Source organism: Streptomyces sp. NC-S4, assembly GCF_054353315.1.
Genome location: NZ_CM135937.1, coordinates 7,929,249 through 7,946,887 on the forward strand (window position 1 = coordinate 7,929,249; position 17,639 = coordinate 7,946,887).

14 protein-coding genes, 2 pseudogenes and 1 riboswitch are annotated in these 17,639 nt (G+C 74.8%); of the genes and pseudogenes, 8 read left to right on the forward strand and 8 right to left on the reverse strand.

Features of this window, described 5'->3' with window-relative positions:
• Positions 1 to 7 precede the first annotated feature (7 nt).
• Positions 8 to 451, reverse strand: coding sequence for a hypothetical protein (locus ACXNSR_RS35455; protein ID WP_458639424.1), 444 nt, complete (start codon positions 449 to 451; stop codon positions 8 to 10).
• Entirely contained in the window at positions 438 to 899 is a 462-nt protein-coding gene (locus tag ACXNSR_RS35460; protein ID WP_458639425.1) for an Ohr family peroxiredoxin, read from the reverse strand. The genes ACXNSR_RS35455 and ACXNSR_RS35460 overlap by 14 nt, the downstream gene beginning before the upstream one ends.
• 75 nt (positions 900 to 974) lie before the next feature.
• Positions 975 to 1,037, reverse strand: a riboswitch (guanidine-III (ykkC-III) riboswitch).
• Positions 1,038 to 1,160: 123 nt separating this feature from the next.
• Here ACXNSR_RS35460 and ACXNSR_RS35465 point away from each other — a divergent pair.
• On the forward strand, positions 1,161 to 1,376 hold the full coding sequence (locus ACXNSR_RS35465; RefSeq protein ID WP_376109005.1) for a hypothetical protein: 216 nt from the start codon (positions 1,161 to 1,163) through the stop codon (positions 1,374 to 1,376).
• Positions 1,377 to 1,748: 372 nt separating this feature from the next.
• On the opposite strand, the gene ACXNSR_RS35470 is transcribed toward ACXNSR_RS35465, so the two are convergent.
• From ACXNSR_RS35470 to ACXNSR_RS35490, 5 genes and pseudogenes are all read right to left on the reverse strand, one after another.
• Positions 1,749 to 2,933 carry a vWA domain-containing protein gene (locus ACXNSR_RS35470; protein ID WP_458639426.1) on the reverse strand — a complete coding sequence of 395 codons (1,185 nt, stop codon included), beginning with the start codon at positions 2,931 to 2,933 and terminating at the stop codon, positions 1,749 to 1,751.
• A 15-nt stretch (positions 2,934 to 2,948) separates the two neighbouring features.
• Entirely contained in the window at positions 2,949 to 4,148 is a 1,200-nt protein-coding gene (locus tag ACXNSR_RS35475) for an AAA family ATPase (protein ID WP_458639427.1), read from the reverse strand.
• Positions 4,145 to 5,845: an ankyrin repeat domain-containing protein gene (locus ACXNSR_RS35480; RefSeq protein ID WP_458639428.1), complete on the reverse strand. Its 1,701-nt coding sequence runs from the start codon at positions 5,843 to 5,845 to the stop codon at positions 4,145 to 4,147. The genes ACXNSR_RS35475 and ACXNSR_RS35480 overlap by 4 nt, the downstream gene beginning before the upstream one ends.
• Positions 5,842 to 6,978: a leucine-rich repeat domain-containing protein gene (locus tag ACXNSR_RS35485; protein ID WP_458639429.1), complete on the reverse strand. Its 1,137-nt coding sequence runs from the start codon at positions 6,976 to 6,978 to the stop codon at positions 5,842 to 5,844. Before ACXNSR_RS35485 ends, ACXNSR_RS35480 begins: the two co-directional genes overlap by 4 nt.
• 75 nt (positions 6,979 to 7,053) lie before the next feature.
• Positions 7,054 to 7,126: pseudogene (locus ACXNSR_RS35490) on the reverse strand.
• A gap of 367 nt (positions 7,127 to 7,493) precedes the next feature.
• Here ACXNSR_RS35490 and ACXNSR_RS35495 point away from each other — a divergent pair.
• The 7 genes and pseudogenes from ACXNSR_RS35495 (at position 7,494) to ACXNSR_RS35525 (ending at position 16,735) form a co-directional block, all read left to right on the forward strand.
• Complete coding sequence (locus ACXNSR_RS35495) at positions 7,494 to 8,552, forward strand: 3-oxoacyl-ACP synthase III family protein (protein WP_458639430.1); 1,059 nt, start codon at positions 7,494 to 7,496, stop codon at positions 8,550 to 8,552.
• 3 nt (positions 8,553 to 8,555) lie between these two features.
• Positions 8,556 to 9,419: a hypothetical protein gene (locus tag ACXNSR_RS35500; protein ID WP_458639431.1), complete on the forward strand. Its 864-nt coding sequence runs from the start codon at positions 8,556 to 8,558 to the stop codon at positions 9,417 to 9,419.
• 5 nt (positions 9,420 to 9,424) lie between these two features.
• Positions 9,425 to 11,515, forward strand: coding sequence for a fatty acid CoA ligase family protein (locus ACXNSR_RS35505; RefSeq protein ID WP_458639432.1), 2,091 nt, complete (start codon positions 9,425 to 9,427; stop codon positions 11,513 to 11,515).
• Entirely contained in the window at positions 11,500 to 12,648 is a 1,149-nt protein-coding gene (locus ACXNSR_RS35510; RefSeq protein WP_458639433.1) for an NAD-dependent epimerase/dehydratase family protein, read from the forward strand. The genes ACXNSR_RS35505 and ACXNSR_RS35510 overlap by 16 nt, the downstream gene beginning before the upstream one ends.
• 1,176 nt (positions 12,649 to 13,824) lie before the next feature.
• Positions 13,825 to 14,082 (forward strand): annotated as a pseudogene (locus ACXNSR_RS35515) (pentapeptide repeat-containing protein); the annotation flags it as partial.
• A gap of 119 nt (positions 14,083 to 14,201) precedes the next feature.
• Positions 14,202 to 16,034, forward strand: coding sequence for a non-ribosomal peptide synthetase (locus tag ACXNSR_RS35520; RefSeq protein WP_458643481.1), 1,833 nt, complete (start codon positions 14,202 to 14,204; stop codon positions 16,032 to 16,034).
• Positions 16,031 to 16,735: a formyltransferase family protein gene (locus tag ACXNSR_RS35525; protein ID WP_458639434.1), complete on the forward strand. Its 705-nt coding sequence runs from the start codon at positions 16,031 to 16,033 to the stop codon at positions 16,733 to 16,735. Before ACXNSR_RS35520 ends, ACXNSR_RS35525 begins: the two co-directional genes overlap by 4 nt.
• Before the next feature lie 28 nt (positions 16,736 to 16,763).
• Here ACXNSR_RS35525 and ACXNSR_RS35530 read toward each other — a convergent pair whose 3' ends face one another.
• Entirely contained in the window at positions 16,764 to 17,543 is a 780-nt protein-coding gene (locus ACXNSR_RS35530) for an NAD(P)H-dependent oxidoreductase (RefSeq protein ID WP_458639435.1), read from the reverse strand.
• Positions 17,544 to 17,639: the final 96 nt, after the last annotated feature.

Sequence of the window (17,639 nt, forward strand, 5' to 3'; positions counted from 1 at the left end):
CGCGGGGCTACAGCCGCCAGTACGTACCGGCACGGGAATCGACGTGCACCACGTGGTGGCCGACGCGCACCACGTGGTGGTCCGGGCCGGACCAGGAGCCGCAGGCGCCGTCGGCGGCGGGCAGCGGGGTCCAGATCTCCAGGAAGGTGCTGCCGTCCGGGTTGGTGCCCCGCTCGACGAGGTTCGCACCGTCCCACCGGAAGCTGCCGGCGTCTTCGCCGGGCTCGCCCGTGAGGTGGTGGAAGTGCACCTGCGAGCCGTCGAAGGACGTCGTACCGGCGAAGCCCCGGCTGTCGGCGTAGTACGCCCCGGCCTGCAGCCACACCACTTCGCGGTCCTCGACGAGGGGTCCGCCGTCGCGGCTGATGCCCCGCCGCAGCCAGGCGCCGTGTTCGGGCACCGGGACGCCGGCGTCGGCGGCGCCGCCGACGCCGGGCTCAGGCGCGGTCATCGGCGGCGGTCTCGGCGGTCCCGTCCACGGCCAGGAGCGTCAGCGGTACGTTGCCGCGCACGGCCTGCGAGTACGGGCAGACCGCGTCCGCCCGGTGCAGCAGGGGCTGGAGGTCCGCCGCCCGCCACCCGGGCAGGCCGACGGTGAGCGTCACCGCGAGGCCGTAGCCGGCGGGCGTGTCCGTGGTGCCGAGCCGGACCTCGCAGGCCACGCGCGCGGTGGAGGCGTCCGCCCCGAACTCGGCGGCCACCTCCGCCAGCGCGGAGGTGAAGCAGGCGGCGAAACCGGCCGCGAACAGCTGCTCGGGGTTGGTGGTGCCGGGCACCTTCTTGCGCGGCGGGGCGAGACGGACGTCCAGGCGTCCGTCGTCCGTGCGGACGGATCCGGTACGTCCTCCCGCGGCGTGCGCGGTCGTCCGGTACAGGCTGCGTGTGAGTGGCACGGTCATGACGTACGGCCCATCTTGCTCGACGAGGACGCTGGCCGGGTGCGGACAGCGGACGGCGCCGCTGGTGCGGCACCTCGCGCGTCGTCGTGCGTAACCGGGTACGGCGCATCTCGTCCGGGGCCGTGGACCGGCCGCCGGACAATGTAGCAACGCGGGCCCCGGTCCGGGGACCTGCTGCGCGGTGAAGTTCCTCACGGACGTCGGCGCACGATCGCGCCGTCGGCGCCGCGGCCCGCTTCCTACACTCGTCCCGTGGACGCGATGAGATGTACGTACTGCGGTGGCGTCGGCCTGGAGCCGGGTTTCGTCGAGGACGCCGGGGAGGGGGCCCGGGGGTACGCGCGCTGGATCGCCGGAGCACTGGAACGCGGCATGTTCGGCGGTGCCAAACGGCTGGGCAAGCCCCGGCGGCGCATCGAGGCGTACCGCTGCCCGCACTGCGCCCACCTGGAGCTCTTCGCCACCGAACCCGTCTGACGGCCGGCCGTCGTGCCCGGGGTCAGGGCGCGTGGTGCTGAATGCCCCGCTGGCCGGGCACCCGGGTCGACCGGGGAGTGTCCGAGCGGCGATGGCCGGCTCGCGGTCGCCGGCCCGGGAAGGGATTGCGCCGCACGGTGGCGCGGGGGGCCGCGATCAGAAGGCCGACAAGTGCGAGGACCGCGACGAGGATGAGCACATTGACGAGATTCATGGTCCTGCCTTTCGTCCAGTATTGACTGCCTGTCACTACATCTTGTTACCGAATTGCGGGACGTTAAACACAGAGGGTTACTGGAGATGTTCTGGAGGCCCTGCCGGTGCCGTTGCGGTGCCGGTCGGCAAAGGCCGCCGGAGGCACGTCACTTGGGTTCACACCGCCAGGTCGACGCGTACGGTCTCCACCCAGGACGGGGGCGCGGGCGGGGCGTTGCCGATCAGCGCGGCGATCAGCCGGCAGGACGGTGTCTCCTGCGGCCACGGCGTGTACCCGTCGGTCAGCACGATCACGACGTTCGGCCGGTCGGGCAACGCCAGGGCCGCGCCGATGCCGACCCGCATGTCCGTGCCCCCGCCGCCGGCCAGGGTCACGTCGCCCGCACTGCGCACCCGGGTCACGGCGTGCACGTCGGCGTCGCACGCGAGGACGGCGACGCGGTTGCCGCCGACGCCCACCTCCCGCAGGACACCGGTGACTTCGGCGAGGGCGGCCCCGAGCTCGTCGGAACCCATCGAGCCCGAGGTGTCGATGACGACGGCCACCCGCGGCAGCGGCCGGCGCAGACTGGGCAGCACCACCCGGCCGCCGAGCGCGGGCGTCCGGCGCGAGGGGCGGCGGTACGTGTAGTCCACCGCGCCGGCCGCCCAGGCGGCCGCCTCGCGGACCGCTCCCGCCAGGGCCTGGCGCCAGTCGACGGTGGGCTCCAGGAGTTCCTCGGCCCACCGGGCCCAGCCCGCGGGGACCCGTCCCCGGGTGCGCCGGTGGGCCCGTACCGCCTCGGCGGTCTGCCGGCGCAGGGCCTCCGCCTCCACCGGGCCGACCCGGGCGGGGCCGCCTTCCTCGCCCAGTTCCCAGGGCGCGGGGGTGCCGTGGGCGCCGGAACCGCAGTCCGGCCCGTGGGGCGTCGGGGGAATCGCCGGCAGGTACGCCTCGAACAGGCCGCCCGTGGGCAGGCCGTAGAGCCTGGGCTCCATCCGGCCCTCGGGCAGCGCCAGTCCGTCGGCCAGCAGGTCGTCGTTGATCTCGCAGTCCTGGGCGATGTTGACCCGGACGTGGTCGCGCTGGTCGGCGGCGGGCAGCCGGCCGGCCCGGCCGTGGTGGTCGCGCAGCAGGTGCGCCACCTCGTGGATCCACACCCCGGCCAGCAGGGCCACAGGGGTCGCCTCGACGAAGGCGGGCGAGACGTAGCAGCGCCAGTGCCGGTCGACGCCCATGGTGCGCACGTCGGCCGAGGGCACCACGGTCAGGGCGTACAACGCGGAAGCGAGGTACGGACGGGACTCGGCCGCCCGGTAACGGGCGGCCAGCAGCTTCGCGCGGTCCAGCTCCGGGAGCACGGCGCAGGACCGGGATCAGCTGCCGCCCGGCAGTGAGCCGGACAGTTGCAGCAGTTCCACGAAGGCGTCGATACCGGCGGGCACCGGCCAGTCGAGGTCGCGCATCGCGGCCAGGTCGGCGGCGGCGCGGGCGGCGACGTCGGGCACGCCCGCGTCCACGGCCTTGGCGAGGACCGCCCAGCCGGCCTCCCACCGGGGGCGCGTGAGCTCGCTCTGCACGGCCGCGACCACGGCGATCAGGAAGGCGAGTTGCCGGTCGCCGCGCTCGGGCAGGGCGAAGGCGTCGGGGTCGGCCAGGACCCGGTCCGGGTCGGGCAGGTCGAGGTGTTCGAGGTACGAGAGCAGTTCGATCCCGGCGGCTTCGCCCACGGCACCGGTGAGCGCGGCTGCCAGCGCCTCCCGGCCCGTGGAGGCCGCGTACCCCGTGGCCAGCAGCCGCAGGGCCATCTCCCAGGTACGCGGGGAGGGCCAGCCGCGGCCCCGTCCGGCGGCCTCGGCCGGCATGTGGTGGACCAGGCCCGGCCGGGCGGTCAGGAAGCCGGAGACGGCGCCGCGGGCCCGGGAGACCGACCCGGAGGCCTTGGCGGGATCGACCGCAGGGATCGCCACCTCGGGCCAGGTGCCGGCCATGCCGCGGGCCACGGTGCGCGGGTTGTGCGTCCAGTCGAGGTGGACGAAGCGGTTCGCGAGCGGCGGGCTGAGGTGCCAGCCGTCCGCGGCGCTGGCGGGCGGATTGGCCGCGGCGACGATCCGTACCGCGGGCGGCAGTTCGAGGCTGCCGACCCGGCGCTCCAGGACCACCCGCAACAGGGCCGCCTGCACGGCCGGCGGGGCGGAGGACAGCTCGTCGAAGAACAGCAGCCCGTGGCCGGTGCGGGCGAGGCGCACCGCCCAGTCCGGCGGGGCCATGGGGACACCCGTGGCGGCCGGGTCCTCACCGACGATGGGCAGCCCCGCGAAGTCGGAGGGCTCGTGGACGCTCGCGATGACCGTTTCCAGCCGCACGCCGAGTGCCGTGGCGAGCTGCTCCATGCCGGCGGACTTGCCGATGCCCGGCTCACCCCACAGGAGCACGGGCTGATTGGCGGTCACGGCCAGCGCCAGTGCCTCCAGTTGGGGGTTGGTGGCGGGCTCGGTGCGGGTGGCGCCCAGCCGGGCACCCAGGGCGTCGGCGGCGGCCAGGGCCCGTGCGGGCTGCGGCTGGGTCGCACTCATGCGTCGTCGTCCTCGCCTTCGTCTTCGTCCTCGTCGTCCTCGTCTTCCTCGCGGTACGCCCAGTGATCGTCGTACCAGTCGGCGCCGATGCCGGGGAACTCCTCGTCGGCGCGGTCCCGCAGGAAGGTGAGATCGGTGCGCTTGTAGCGGCGGATCTCCTGGGACAGCGACAGTTCCATCTCGTCGACGACGTCGATCCGGGCGCCGGCCGCCAGCAGGGCCCTGACCAGGTCCGCCGAACCGCCCCAGTGCACGGCCGACAGGAGCGGGGTGCGTTCGTTCTTGTCCCGGGCCTCCAGGTCGAGCCCGGCCGCCAGCAGCCGGGGCAGCAGCACCTCGTGGTCGAGCAGGTGGAGCGAGTGCAGCAGCCCGCGGCCGCGGGCGTCCCGGATCCGGGGGTCCATACCCGCGTCCAGCAGTGCCACCACACCCGGGGTGTCGCCGTGCTGGAGACGAAGGAAGAGCTCGTTCCGCTCGGCCCGGAGGGCGCGCGGCAGCCGTCCCTCGCCCGTGGTCCAGCTCTGCTGCACGGCGAAGCACCCCGAGACCGCGCCGCCGAACGCCCTCATCGCGCGCTCCCGTTGCTGCTCCTCGGGGGTGTGAGGTACGTCGAGCACGCCGTTCCGCGAGCGCACCTCGTGCCATCCGCCGCGGCAGCGCACCCGTACCGGCTCGTCCGTGCCGGGGCCGGTCGGGGGCGCTGCGGGTCCGGCGCCGGGGAACAGCGCGGCGGACACCAGCGGGTGCAGCTCGTGCGGGGAGACCACGCCCGTCCGGACCAGTTCGAGGTCGGGCAGCCGTTGCCGGACGTACCGGGGGAGGGGCGAGGCTTCGAGTGCCTCGGCCTGTTCGACGAGGCGGGCCCGCAGTCCGGCGGGTCCGGTGTGTTCGAACAGGAGGAACGTACGCCAGCCGGCCGAGAGCCGGTACCGCTCTCCCGCTCCGGCCGTCACGAGCCGCGCCACCTCCGGCGCGAGCCGGGTGAGGTCGAAGGTCATTCCGGCGAGGACCGCCTCCGGATCGTTCGACCGGCGGTACTGCTGCGGAACGGGGCCGGTCAGGTCGCACGCGATACCCGCCGCCGCATAGGCCCCGACCACGTCCCCCTGCGCCCAGAGCGGGGCGATCCGCTCGGCGAGGCCGTCCGGATCGGCGAAGCGCTCGCCCAGCCCGGAGGCGCAGCGGGCGTCCCAGAACGGCCGAACCGCTCGCCAGTCCTCCGCGGCGAACCCGCGCCCGGTGTACTGGTTCCGCTTCTTCGCGGTGACCGGCGCGCAGTGCAGGCGCAGCCGCTGCGGGCCCTCGCTCATGTGGGGCGTGGTGACCGACAGGGTCGGACCACCGGGGCCGCCGTAGGAGGCGAGCAGGATCCGCAGGTCGGTGGCGATGGTGGTGCGGCCGCCCAGGTACCGGGGCAGGTGCCAGCGCAGGAGGTCCGGGGCGAAGGACCGCAGGTCCTCCGCCACCGACTCGGCCACGGCGGCGCCGTAGCGGGCGGCGAGTTCGGGCAGCTCGAAGCCGACGTCCACGGCGGCGGCCGCGCAGGCCGCCCGCCAGTCACCGGCCAGCCGGTGCGCGGTGGCCTGCTCGATCATCCAGCCGGGCACGGCGTAGCGGCGGATCCGCCGCCAGGCCGGGCGGTCCTCCGGGAGCATGCCGCCGGGCAGGTCGGCCGGTTCGGCGTTCTCCACGCTCACCGGTACACGCTGCCGATGGCGCGCACGTCCGGGTGGGCCGCCCGGGCGGGTCGGAGCCGTTCGGTGAAGGAGCGCTTCACACGGCGGGGCAGGCCCGGGCCGAGACCCACGTACTCCAGCGGGCTGTCCGCGGGCACCGCGGACAGCAGGCACTTCGCACCGCGCCCGGTGAGGCCGGTGTGGCGCAGCTCCAGGCGGCGCAGCGGACTGCCGGGAAGGGCCGCGGCCAGGGCGTACGCCCCTTCGTCGCCGGGGTCGTTGCCGGGGGACCCGAGGCTGCGCTCCGACATGGTCCGCCCGAGGTCGAGCGCTTCGATGCCGCCGAGGGAGGCGGCCAGGCTGCGCGCTCCGGCGGCGCCTATGCCGTTGCCGCCGAGCCCGAGACGGACCGGGTGGGCGGCGTCGGCCGCGGCGGAGGCGAGGGCCGCGGCGCCCTCGTCGCCGAGGTGGTTGGCGGGGACGTACAGCTCGCGCACCCCGGCGTCCCGGATCAGGGCGGCCAGCAGCGGGGCGGCTTCGGGGCCGAGGCCGTTGCCGCCCAGGAAGAGCCGTTCCAGCGGCTGTTCGCGCTCCAGCAGGGCGTCGAGCAGCAGGCGTACGCCGTCGCCGCCGATTCCGGTGTTGACCAGGTCGAGGGTGCGCAGGGCGGTGTTGCGGCGCAGCAGCGCGGCCAGGACGCGGGCGCCGTCACCGAAGAGCGGGTTGCGCTTGAGCCAGAGGGCGCGGACGGTCGTGTCGTCGCCGAGGGCGCCGGCCAGGGCACCCACCCCGTCGGGGCCGATCCGGTTGCAGCCGAGGTAGAGGGTGTGCAGCCCGTGGTCGCCCGTGAGGGTCCCGGCCAGGGTGGCGGCGCCCGTGTCGCCGATGGCGTTGGTGCCGAGGAGCAGGTGCCTGGCGTGCGCGGAGGCGGCGGCGGCCGGCAGCAGGCGGGCGGCGCCGGCCGGGCCGAGCCCCTGCTTGCAGAGGTCGACGCGGCCGTCGGTGCGCAGGGTGCCGAGCGGGAAGGTCTCGTCGGCCTCGACGGGCCGGTCGGCGGCGAGCCGGGCGAGCAGCGGGTCGAGGCGGGCCGGGTCGGCCGGCGGCAGGTCGGGGTGCTCTATCGCGGGGCACCGTACGGGTGTCGGCTGTGTCATCACCACTCCACCGGTTTCATTCGCCGGTGCCCGGCGTCCATCACGACTTGATAGGGGGAACTGCGGAAGTAGACGCAAGACCGGTCGGATTCGAACCGACGTCCTCCAGCTCGATGCGTGGGCGCGACGACCTCTGCGCTACGGCCTTGCTGTCGGCGATCATACCCACCCGGCGGCTGAAAATCGATCACCAGTTTGGCCGACCGGCCGGGCGTGTGGTCGGTGTGCGGCCATCGTGCGGACCGAGTGGTTCCGGACAGGTTTTCGAGGGCGCGGGTGCCGCCCGCAGCTGCGGAGGCTCTGATTCTGCTTGGCGTTGCGGCGGTGGCGCGTGGCAGCGAGTGGCCGATATTCGACCATATGTTCCTGATTTGCGAAGCCCTGATACATCGTCGACATCTCCGTACGCTACGGTAACTTGACTGTCCGTTATTCCCCGGACGTCCCTTGAATCCCTCTGTCAACCACCGCCCTGGCACTCCCACGCCCCGGGCGGACCACGGAGAGCGACACACATGAGCACCACCGCACACAGTCGAATAGAAGCCTTAGGCATCTGCCTCCCGGTAGGAGTCCAGACCACTCCTCAACTCGCCGCCCTGGTCCCGGGGCTCGGGGACGTGGACATCGAGAAGATCACCGGGATCACCGAGCGCCGCGTGTACGACCCCGAACCGGCCGCCGGCGAGGACTCGTTCGGGATGGCCCTGGCCGCCGCCCGGGACGCACTGGAGGCCTCCCGCTATCGGGCCGAGGACCTCGACATCGTCATCTCCGCCTCGATCACCCGCTTCAAGGACGGCAGCCGCTTCACCTTCGAGCCGTCCTTCGCCGCGATGCTGGCCGGTGAGCTGGGCGCCCGCTCCGCCATCCACTTCGACGTCTCCAACGCCTGCGCCGGCATGATGACCGGCGTGTGGCTGCTCGACCGGATGATCCGCTCCGGCGCCGTGCGGCGCGGCCTGGTCGTCAGCGGTGAGCAGGCGACCCGCGTCGCGCAGACCGCCGCACGCGAGATGGCCGACTCCTACGACCCGCAGTTCGCCTCGCTCTCCGTCGGGGACTCGGCCGCCGCGGTCGTCCTGGACGTCTCCGCGGACGCCGCCGACCGCATCCACTACATCGAGCTGATGACCTGCTCCGAGTACTCCCACCTGTGCATGGGCATGCCCAGCGACCGGACCCCGGGCATCTCCCTCTACACGGACAACAAGAAGATGCACAACCGCGACCGGCTCAAGCTGTGGCCGCGCTTCCACGGGGACTTCCTGGCCAAGCGGGGGCGGGAGTTCGCCGGTGAGGAGTTCGACCACGTCATCCAGCACCAGGTCGGCACCCGCTTCATCGACTACGTCAACCAGACGGCCGAGGCCGAGTTCGGCGCGCCCATGCCCGACTCCCTCTCTGTGGTGGAGCGCTACGGAAACACCGCCACCACCTCGCACTTCCTGACGCTGTGCGAGCACCTCAGGTCGGGCGGCGCCCGCCCCGGGGCCAAGTACCTGCTGGTGCCGGCCGCCTCCGGGGTGGTCACCGGTGCCCTGTCCGCGACCATCACGAACGTGGGGTTCTGAGCCATGGGCATGATCATCACCGCGGCGGCGACCGCCCTGCCCGTCACGTCCGACACGTCCGCCCCGGCCTCCGGCGTGGACCTCGCGGGCCGGGCCGCCCGGGGCGCCCTGACCCGCGCAGGGGTGCCGGCCTCCTCGATCGGCACGCTCATCAACGTCGGCGTCTACCGGGAGCACAACACCTTCGAACCGGCCATGGCGGCCCTGGTCCAGAAGGAGGTCGGCATCAACCTCGACTACATCGCCGACCCCGAACCGGCCGCGGGCTTCTCCTTCGACCTGATGAACGGAGCCTGCGGCGTGCTCAACGCCGTCCAGGTGGGCCAGTCACTGGTGGAGACGGGAACCACCGAACGGCTGCTGATCACGGCTGCCGACGTGCACCCCGGCGGCGACGCGGACCGCGACGCCGACTACCCGTACGCGGACCTGGCCGGCGCCCTCCTGCTGGAGCGCAGCGCCGACCCCGGCGCCGGGTTCGGGCCGGTGCGCCACTACACGGCCGACCGGCCCACCGACGTCGAGGGCTACCTCGACACCGCCACCATGGGCCGCCACGGGCGGACCACGATCACCGTCCGGCGCGAGCCGGACCACGCGGAACGGCTGGGCGAGTTCGCGGCGCGGGCCGTCGCCGACTACGCGGGGGAGTTCGGCATCGACCTCGACCGGACCCTGGTGATCGGCCCGTCCGCGACCTCCGACGGCGAGGCCGGCCGGGGCGAGCCCCACACCGCGGCGCCGGTCCTCGGCTACCTGAGGGCGATGGACGGCGCCCGCCGCGACGACCACGACCAGTTCCTGTTCGTGTCCGTCGGCGCAGGCCCCAGCGCCGCGTGCGCCCTCTACCGGCCCGAGGGGTGGTGAGCCCCGTGCCGCAGACGAGGACCACCGGAGAGCCGGCCGTGGAAGGACCGGCCACCGACCCGGCCACCGACCCGGCCGGTGTGGCCGGGTGGCTCGAACGCAACGCCCGCGCCTTCCCCGGCAAGGCGGCCGTCATCCACCCCGACGGCCGCGGCACCGGCGGCTACGCCACCTTCACCTACGGCGAGTTGCAGGACTCGGTCGAGGAACTGGCCCGCGGATTCCGGCGCGCCGGGATCACCCGGGGCACCCGGACGGTGCTGATGGCACCGCCCGGGCCGGAGCTGTTCGCCCTCTGCTTCGCGCTGTTCCGGGTCGGGGCCGTGCCCGTCGTCGTGGATCCCGGCATGGGAGTACGGCGCATGCTGCACTGCTACCGGGCCGTGGGCGCCGAGGCGTTCATCGGACCGCCCCTCGCGCAGCTCGTGCGCGTCCTGGGCCGTCGTACCTTCGCCGGGGTGCGCGTGCCCGTCACCCTGGGGCGTCGCCGGCTCGGCCGCGGCCACACGCTGGCCGCACTGCGCGCCACCCCCGCGGCCGGCCGGTACGCGGACACGGTGGCGCCGGCCGGCGGGGACGACCTGCTGATGATCGGTTTCACCACCGGAAGCACGGGCCCCGCCAAGGGGGTCGAATACACCCACAGCATGGCGCTGTCCATCGCCCGCCAGATAGAAGCCGTCCACGGCCGCACCCGCGACGACGTCTCCCTGGTCACCCTGCCCTTCTACGGGGTGCTCGACCTGGTTTACGGATCCACCCTGGTCCTCGCGCCGCTGGCCCCCGCCAAGGTCGCGCAGGCGGACCCGGTGCTGCTCGTGGACGCGCTGGAACGATTCCGCGTCACCACGATGTTCGCCTCGCCCGCCCTCCTGCGGAACCTGGCCGGACACCTCACCGGCGCCGCCCGCGGCCGCCACCCGCTGCCCGACCTGCGCTGCGTGGTCTCCGGCGGGGCCCCGGTGCCCGACGCGGTCGTGGCCGCGCTGCGCTCCGTCCTCGACGAGAAGGCACGGATCCATGTGACCTACGGGGCCACCGAGGTCCTGCCGATCACCTCGATCGAGGCGGCCGAGATCCTCGGCGACGACGAGGCCACCACCGGTCGCGAGGCCGCCACCGGTCACGAAGGCGGCACCGGTCACGAAGGCGGCGGTACCGCGGCCCGTGCCGCGGCGGGCGAAGGGACCTGCGTCGGCCTGCCCGTCCCCGGCACCCGGGTGGCCATCGCCCCCGTCACCGACGGTCCGCTCGCCCGCTTCGACCCCGCGACCGGCCTGTCGGCCGGGCGCGTCGGCGAGATCCTGGTCCAGGGCGACTCCGTCAGCCGGCGCTACCACCGCGCACCGCATTCCGACGCCGCGCACAAGGCGACCGAGGAGCGGGCCGACGGCGAAGCGCCCCGCATCTGGCACCGGACCGGCGACCTGGGCCACCTCGACGCCGAAGGACGGCTCTGGTTCTGCGGCCGCGCCGCCCAGCGGGTCCGCACCGGCCACCGGGACCTGCACACCGTGCGCTGCGAGGGAGTCTTCAACGCCCATCCGCTGGTCCGGCGCACCGCCCTGGTCGGCATCGGGCCGGCCGGCGCGCAACGGCCCGTCGTCTGCGTGGAGACCGAGACCGCGGCGGACGGGGCGGCGCTCGACGAGGCCGCGTGGACGGAGCTGGTCGCCGAGCTGCGCACGATGGCCGAGGAGCACGCCGCGACCACCGGCCTCCAGGAGTTCCTGCGCCATCCCGGCTTCCCCGTGGACATCCGGCACAACGCCAAGATCGGCCGCGAGGAGCTGGCCCGCTGGGCCGAGCGCCTACAGGCCCGGCCCGCATCCTCCCCCGGCCAACGGGCGGCCCGGATCGTGCCGCTCGCCGGATGGGCGTACCTCCTCGGTGGGGCGGTCTGGGCCGCGGTCGGCGACGTCCCCGACGTCCCCGTGCTGCGCTGGCTGTGGTGGACCGACGCCTTCCTCAGCATCGGCGTGCACGCCGCGCAGATCCCGCTCGCGCTGCCGCGCGGCCGGGCGGCCGGGCACGGGACCGCCGCGGTGGTCGGGCGCACCATGCTCTACGGCGCGACCTGGTGGCGGACGCTGTGAAGATCCTGGTCACCGGAGCATCCGGATTCCTGGGCGGACACCTGGTCGACGGGGCCCTGCACCAGGGCCACGAGGTACGTGCCCTGGTCCGCCCCGGCAGCGCCGCCGCACGGCTGCGCTCCCTGCCCGGCGTCGAGGTCGTCACCGGCGACCTCACCGACGACGCCTCGCTCGGGCGGGCGGCAGCGGGCTGCGAGGCGGTCCTGCACAGCGCGGCCCGGGTCGTCGACCACGGCACCCGTGCCCAGTTCGAGGCCGCCAACGTCACCGGCACCCAGCGGCTGCTGGCGGCGGCCCGGTCGGCGGGGGCGCGGCGGTTCGTGTTCGTCTCCAGCCCGAGCGCGCTGATGCGGGTCCGGGAGGGCGACCGGCTCGGCATCGACGAGAGCACCCCGTATCCGGAGCGGTGGTTCAACCTCTACTGCGAGACGAAGGCCGTCGCCGAACAGTACGTACGAGCCGCCGACGGCCCGGAGTTCACCACCTGCGCCGTACGCCCGCGCGGCATCTGGGGGCCGCGCGACCACGCCGGATTCCTGCCGCGCATGGTCGAAGCCATGCGCGCGGGACGGCTGCCCGACCTGTCGGGCGGAAAGCAGGTCCTGGTCTCGCTCTGCCACGTCGACAACGCGGTGGACGCCTGCCTGCGGGCCGCCCTCGCCCCCGCCGGGCGGGTCGGCGGCAAGGCCTACTTCGTCGGGGACCGCGAGGAGACGGACCTGTGGCCGTTCCTGGCCCGGGTCGGAGCGCTCTTCGACTGCCCGCCGCCCGCCCCGCGCATCCCGCTGGTCCTCGGCCGCGCCGTAGCCGCGGCGGTCGAGACGGGCTGGCACCTGCGCCACCGGTCCGCGGCCGGCGGCGGGGGCGTCGGTACGGACGCGGGTCCGCCGCTGAGCCGCTACATGATGGCGCTGCTGACCCGCTCGGCGACGTACGACACCGCCGCCGCCCGTCACGACCTCGGCTACGCGGCTCCGCGCACCCAGGCCGACGGGCTGCGAGCACTGCGGGAGTGGGTGACCGAGGTGGGCGGCGTCACCGCCTGGACCACGGGCCCGGCCGCCGCCACCGGCACTGCCGCAGCGGCCCGCCCGGCACCCGACCACACCGAACAAGGGAACACGAAGTCATGACATCCCAGCAGGCCGACGCAGGCGCCCGGGTCGGCACCGGCGTCCGCTACCGGCGTCCGGTGTCGCCCACCGAACGCCTCTACCTCTCCGCCGGGGACGCCCGCGGGGCCATGGCCCTGCGCATCGTCGTCGAGGGCCACGGAGTGCCCGACCCCCAGGACTTCCGGGCAGCCCTGGCCCGGGCCGCCGAGTCCTGCCCGGGGTCACGACTCGTGCGCGCCGGGGCGATGTGGAGCGCCCAGGGGCAGGCGCCGCAGGTGCGGTACGACACGGCGCGCCCCGGCGCGTACGCCGATTCGGCCCCGGGGACCTTCGCGCTGCCCGCCGGAGCGTCGCGGCGAACGGAGCCGCCGGGCTGCGAGGTACTGGTCGTGCCCGGGTCGGGCGAGCGGACGGCGGACGGGAAGGCGACCACCACCATCGTCTTCAGCGCCTCGCACGCCGTGATGGACGGTCACGGCGCCCTGACCTGGGTACGGGAGGTCTTCCGGGCCCTGCGCGGCGAGGCCGCCCGGCCCGCGCCCGACACGGACACCGACGCCGGAATGCTGCGCCGGCTCGGCAGCACCGGGCCCCGGCCCACGCCGGGGCCTCCCCGGCGCTCCCCGCTCGGCCCGGCCGACGCCGGCGGCCGCCCGCTGCGGACGCTGTGGCTGCGCCGCACCCTGCCCGGCCGCCGGCCCGCGCTCACCGCCCGCCTCGCCCAGGCCCTGGCCGACGCCGCAGGGCTCGACACCCGCGTCATGGTCCCCGTCGACCTGCGCCGCCACCGGCCCGGGATCGCGGCCACGGGCAACCTGAGCCTGCCGCTGTTCCTGGATCTGCGCCCGGGGGAGGACTGGGCGGCCGCGCACACCCGCCTGCTGACCGCCCTGGCGGGCAACCGCGAACTCGCCGCCGGATTCGAAACGGCCCTCGCGCCGCTCCCGCGGCCCGTGACCGCGGCCCTGCTGCGCACCGCCCAGGCCGTGGCCTCCCGCACCGACCGGCACCTCGCTTCGGCCGTCGTCTCCCACCTCGGCCGCCTGGACCCGGCGGACTTCTCCGGCGGCGGTTTCACGGCGTCCACGACCTACGCACTGCCGGTGCACGCCCCGCTGGTCCCGCTCTCCTTCGTCGCTGCCGAGAGCGGCACGGCGACCGAGATCACGCTGGGCGTCCGGGGCGGGGGACCGGATCTCGGCGCCCGCGCCGCGCGGTTGCTGGACACGGTCCTGGCCGGCCTCGAACCGACCGCGGGGCACGGCCCCGTCGAGGCGGAGGCCGTGGCCGCGGACCCCGTACTCCGGGCGGCGGTCCCGGCTCCGGCGGTCCCGGCTCCGGCGGTCCCGGCTCCGGCGGTCCCGGCTCCGGCGGTCCCGGCTCCGGCGGTCCCGGCTCCGGCGGTCCCGGCTCCGGCGGTCCCGGCTCCGGCGGTCCCGGCTCCGGCGGTCCCGGCTCCGGCGGTCCCGGCTCCGGCGGTCCCGGCTCCGGCGGTCCCGGCTCCGGCCGTCCCGGACCCGGCTGTTCCGGACCCCGCCGTCCCGGACCCGGCCGTTCCCGAGCTCACCGTCGTGGACGCCTTCCGCGCCCAGGCCGCCCGCACCCCCGACGCGCCCGCGCTCGACGGGCCCGCGGGCCAGGTCACGTACGCCGAACTCGACCGGCGCTCCGACACCGTCGCGGCCGGGCTCCGCCGCCGTGGCGTGGGACGCGAGGACCTGGTGGGACTGGTCGTCGACCGCACGCCCGCCGGAGTGAGCGCCCTGTGGGGCATCCTCAAGGCGGGCGCCGCCTACGTGCCGCTCGACCCCGGCCATCCCGGCGCGCGGATCGCGGAGATCCTCCGGGGTTCCGCGACCGGTCTGTGCCTGACCGGACGACACCTGGTGGAGGAACTCGCCCCCTTCGTGCCGGGAACCCTGCTCGCCGTCGAAGACCTCCTCGACGGCGCCCCCGGCCAGGACGCGCCCGCGGCCGGATCCGCCGCCCCGGCGGACGTACGGCCCGCTGACCTCGCCTACGTCATCCACACCTCCGGTTCCACCGGACGCCCCAAGGGCGTGCAGATCGAACACGGCAGCCTCATGGGATTCGTGCGCTGGATGACCGGCGTCTGCAGGGTGACCGCCGGCACGCGCTTCGGCTTCGCCTCCTCCTACGCCTTCGACATCTCGTGCTTCCCCCTCTTCCTGCCGCTGCTGGCCGGCGGTACGGCCGTCCTCGCCCCCGGCAGGCCCTCGCCCGCCACCCTGCGCGAGCTGGTCACCGAGCACGGTGCCGACGCCCTCGCGCTCACGCCCTCCCACCTGGCCCTCCTCGGCGCCGCGGGCAACGGCCCCGCGGGCAACGGCCCGACGCACCGCCCGCGCCCGCGCACCCTGCTGCTGGGCGGCGAGCCCCTCACCCCCACCGCCGTACGGTCCGCGCACGCCGCCTTCGGGTCCGACTGCCGGGTGATCAACGCGTACGGGCCCACCGAGGCGACCGTCGCCGTACTCGCCCACACCGTGGACGGCGGGGAGAGCGGCGCCACCGTCCCGATCGGCCTCCCCGGCCCGTACGCCCGGGTCGACCTCGTCGCCGAGGACGGCGAGACCATCGGCTGCGGACCGGGCGACACCGGCCGCACCGGCGAGATCGTCGTACGCGGGGTCCAGGTGGCCCGCGGCTACCTGGGTCCGTCCGACGGCCGTCCTTCGCCCTTCGGCACCGGCCCCGACGGCGTCCGGACCTACCGCACCGGAGACCTCGGACGCCGACTGGCCGACGGCGGCGTCGAGTTCGCGGGGCGCATCGACGAACAGGTGAAGATCGCCGGGCACCGCGTCGATCCCGCCGAGGTCGTCGCCGCCCTCGAAGCCCATCCGGCCGTGCACCGCGCCGTCGTCGTGCCCCGCCGCCGCCCGCACTCCACGGCGGCCGTGCTCTGCGCGTACGTACTGCCGGCCGACGACGACCCCGCCGTCCGCGCGGAGCTGGCCGGGGCCCTGCGGACCGAGCTCACCCGGAGACTCCCCGCGTACCTCGTTCCCGCCCAGGTCCTCGTGATCGACGCCCTGCCCAGCACGGTCAGCGGCAAGGCCGATCTCGACGCCCTCCCCGACCCCTTCGCCCACGCCGCGCCGGGCGTACCCGCCCCCGGCACCCTGGAGGAACGGGTCAGGCACCACTGGGCGGAGGTCCTCGGCGTCGACGGCGCGCAGCTGTCGGCGGACTCCGAGTTCCACGCCCTCGGCGGCGATTCCCTGGCCCTCGTCGAGATGCTCACCGCCGTCTCCTCGGACCTGCTGACCCCGGGTCAGGCCACGCGTTTCACCGGCCGTCTCGACTGCCTCGTGCGCGACCTGACGCTGGAGCAGGTCTGCGAGCACCTGGCCGCCGCCCGGGAGGAGGTGCCCGCATGATCTTCGTCGGAGAGGGAGCCCTGCTCCGCCGCGCCGTCACCCACGCGGCCACCCGCGGCCACGCGGTCGACCTCGTCTGCTCCGCCGACCCGCTGGACGCCGCGGCCGCCGGCGCGCCCCACCTCGCGGCCGCGGACGTCAACGCCCACGCCGACTCGCTGGCCCGGGCCTGCACCGACGGCATCGTCTGGTCCCTCAACAACCGGCAGATCTTCCGGGAACCCCTGCTCCGGGCCGACGGGCTGCGCATCCTCAACATCCACAACGGACTGCTGCCACGGCATCGCGGACTGCCCTCCGTCGCCGTCCTGTTCGCCCTGCTGCACGGCGACACGGAGTACGGCGCCACCCTCCACGAGGTCGACGCGGGCATCGACACCGGCCCGGTCCTGGCCGAACACCGCTTCCCCGTCGGGCCCGAGGACCGCTACCACCAGGTCATGCTGCGCGGCATCCGGGCCTGCCGGGCCCTCTTCGAGCAGACCCTCCCCGCGGTCACCGCCGGGACCGCCCACCCCGTACGCGCTGCGGCGGCGGAGCCGTCCGCGTACTACGGCCTGCGCGCACTGGACCGGCTGGACACCTACCGGGACCACCCCGCCTACCCCAGGGCGACGGACCTCGGCCCCTTCGCCGCCCACGCCCCGGAGCTCGCCCGGGCGCTGAACCGCCCGACCCCGCCCGGACTTCCCGGGCGGTGACCGGCCCCGTGGTCCCGGCGGCACGGGCTCAGCCGCGTACGTGGAGGCCGAAGCCCGTGCGGCCCGCGGGCTCCAGGCCCTCCTTGAGGTGCAGGGAGGGGATCTCGTAGTCACCGAAGTTCTGCCGCCGGAACGCGATCGGCTCGGTCGACTCCAGGGTGAGCAGGCGCTGCTGCCAGGCCCTGGCGGCGTCCGCGTAGTCCTCGTCGGTCATCCGGTCGGTGCCGTGCAGGACGAACGGCGGCAGCACATCGATGCCCGGGTAGTAGAGGATGCCGTGCTGGAACGGGAACAGCAGGTCCTCGATGGGGCCGTTGATCCCGCGGGGCGAGTAGTGCGACTCCGGGCCGCCGACGGTCACCGACAGCAGGGCCCGGCGGCCCGCGAGGGTGCCTTCGCCGAAGCGCTCACCGTACTTGGTGTCGCTGTGCTCGCCGACGCCGTAGGCGAAGCGGTAGGTGAACACCCGGTCCACCCAGCCCTTGAGGATCGCGGGCATGCTGTACCACCACAGCGGGAACTGGAAGACGATCGTGTCGGCCCACAGCAGCTTCTCCTGCTCGGCGAGGACGTCCGGGGTGAGCGTCCCGGCGTCGAAGGCCCGGCCCGAATCCAGGGCGACGCGCAACGGACTCGACGCGTGGGGGCCGTAGTCCGCGGCGTCCACGACCGCCTTCCAGTTCATCGCGTACAGATCGCTCACCCGTACCTCGTGCCCGGCGGTCTCCAAGGTGGACACCGCGAGGTCCTTCAGCGAGCCGTTGAGCGACTTCGGCTCGGGGTGGGCGTGGACGATCAGCGTCTTCACGGGAACTCCTTCGGATCGGATGGACCGATCCTGGCCGCGGCGGCGCCCGGCGTTCAGGGGCGCTCCTTCCGTCGGACCGGAGTTCCTGGTACTGAC

Bases quoted from the DNA above. Each gene is read 5' to 3' on its own strand.
- ACXNSR_RS35455 (WP_458639424.1), bottom strand. From the start codon at position 451: ATGACCGCGCCTGAGCCCGGCGTCGGCGGCGCCGCCGACGCCGGCGTC.
- ACXNSR_RS35460 (WP_458639425.1), bottom strand. From the start codon at position 899: ATGACCGTGCCACTCACACGCAGCCTGTACCGGACGACCGCGCACGCC.
- ACXNSR_RS35465 (WP_376109005.1), top strand. From the start codon at position 1,161: ATGAGATGTACGTACTGCGGTGGCGTCGGCCTGGAGCCGGGTTTCGTC.
- ACXNSR_RS35475 (WP_458639427.1), bottom strand. From the start codon at position 4,148: ATGAGTGCGACCCAGCCGCAGCCCGCACGGGCCCTGGCCGCCGCCGAC.
- ACXNSR_RS35485 (WP_458639429.1), bottom strand. From the start codon at position 6,978: ATGACACAGCCGACACCCGTACGGTGCCCCGCGATAGAGCACCCCGAC.
- ACXNSR_RS35495 (WP_458639430.1), top strand. From the start codon at position 7,494: ATGAGCACCACCGCACACAGTCGAATAGAAGCCTTAGGCATCTGCCTC.
- ACXNSR_RS35500 (WP_458639431.1), top strand. From the start codon at position 8,556: ATGGGCATGATCATCACCGCGGCGGCGACCGCCCTGCCCGTCACGTCC.
- ACXNSR_RS35525 (WP_458639434.1), top strand. From the start codon at position 16,031: ATGATCTTCGTCGGAGAGGGAGCCCTGCTCCGCCGCGCCGTCACCCAC.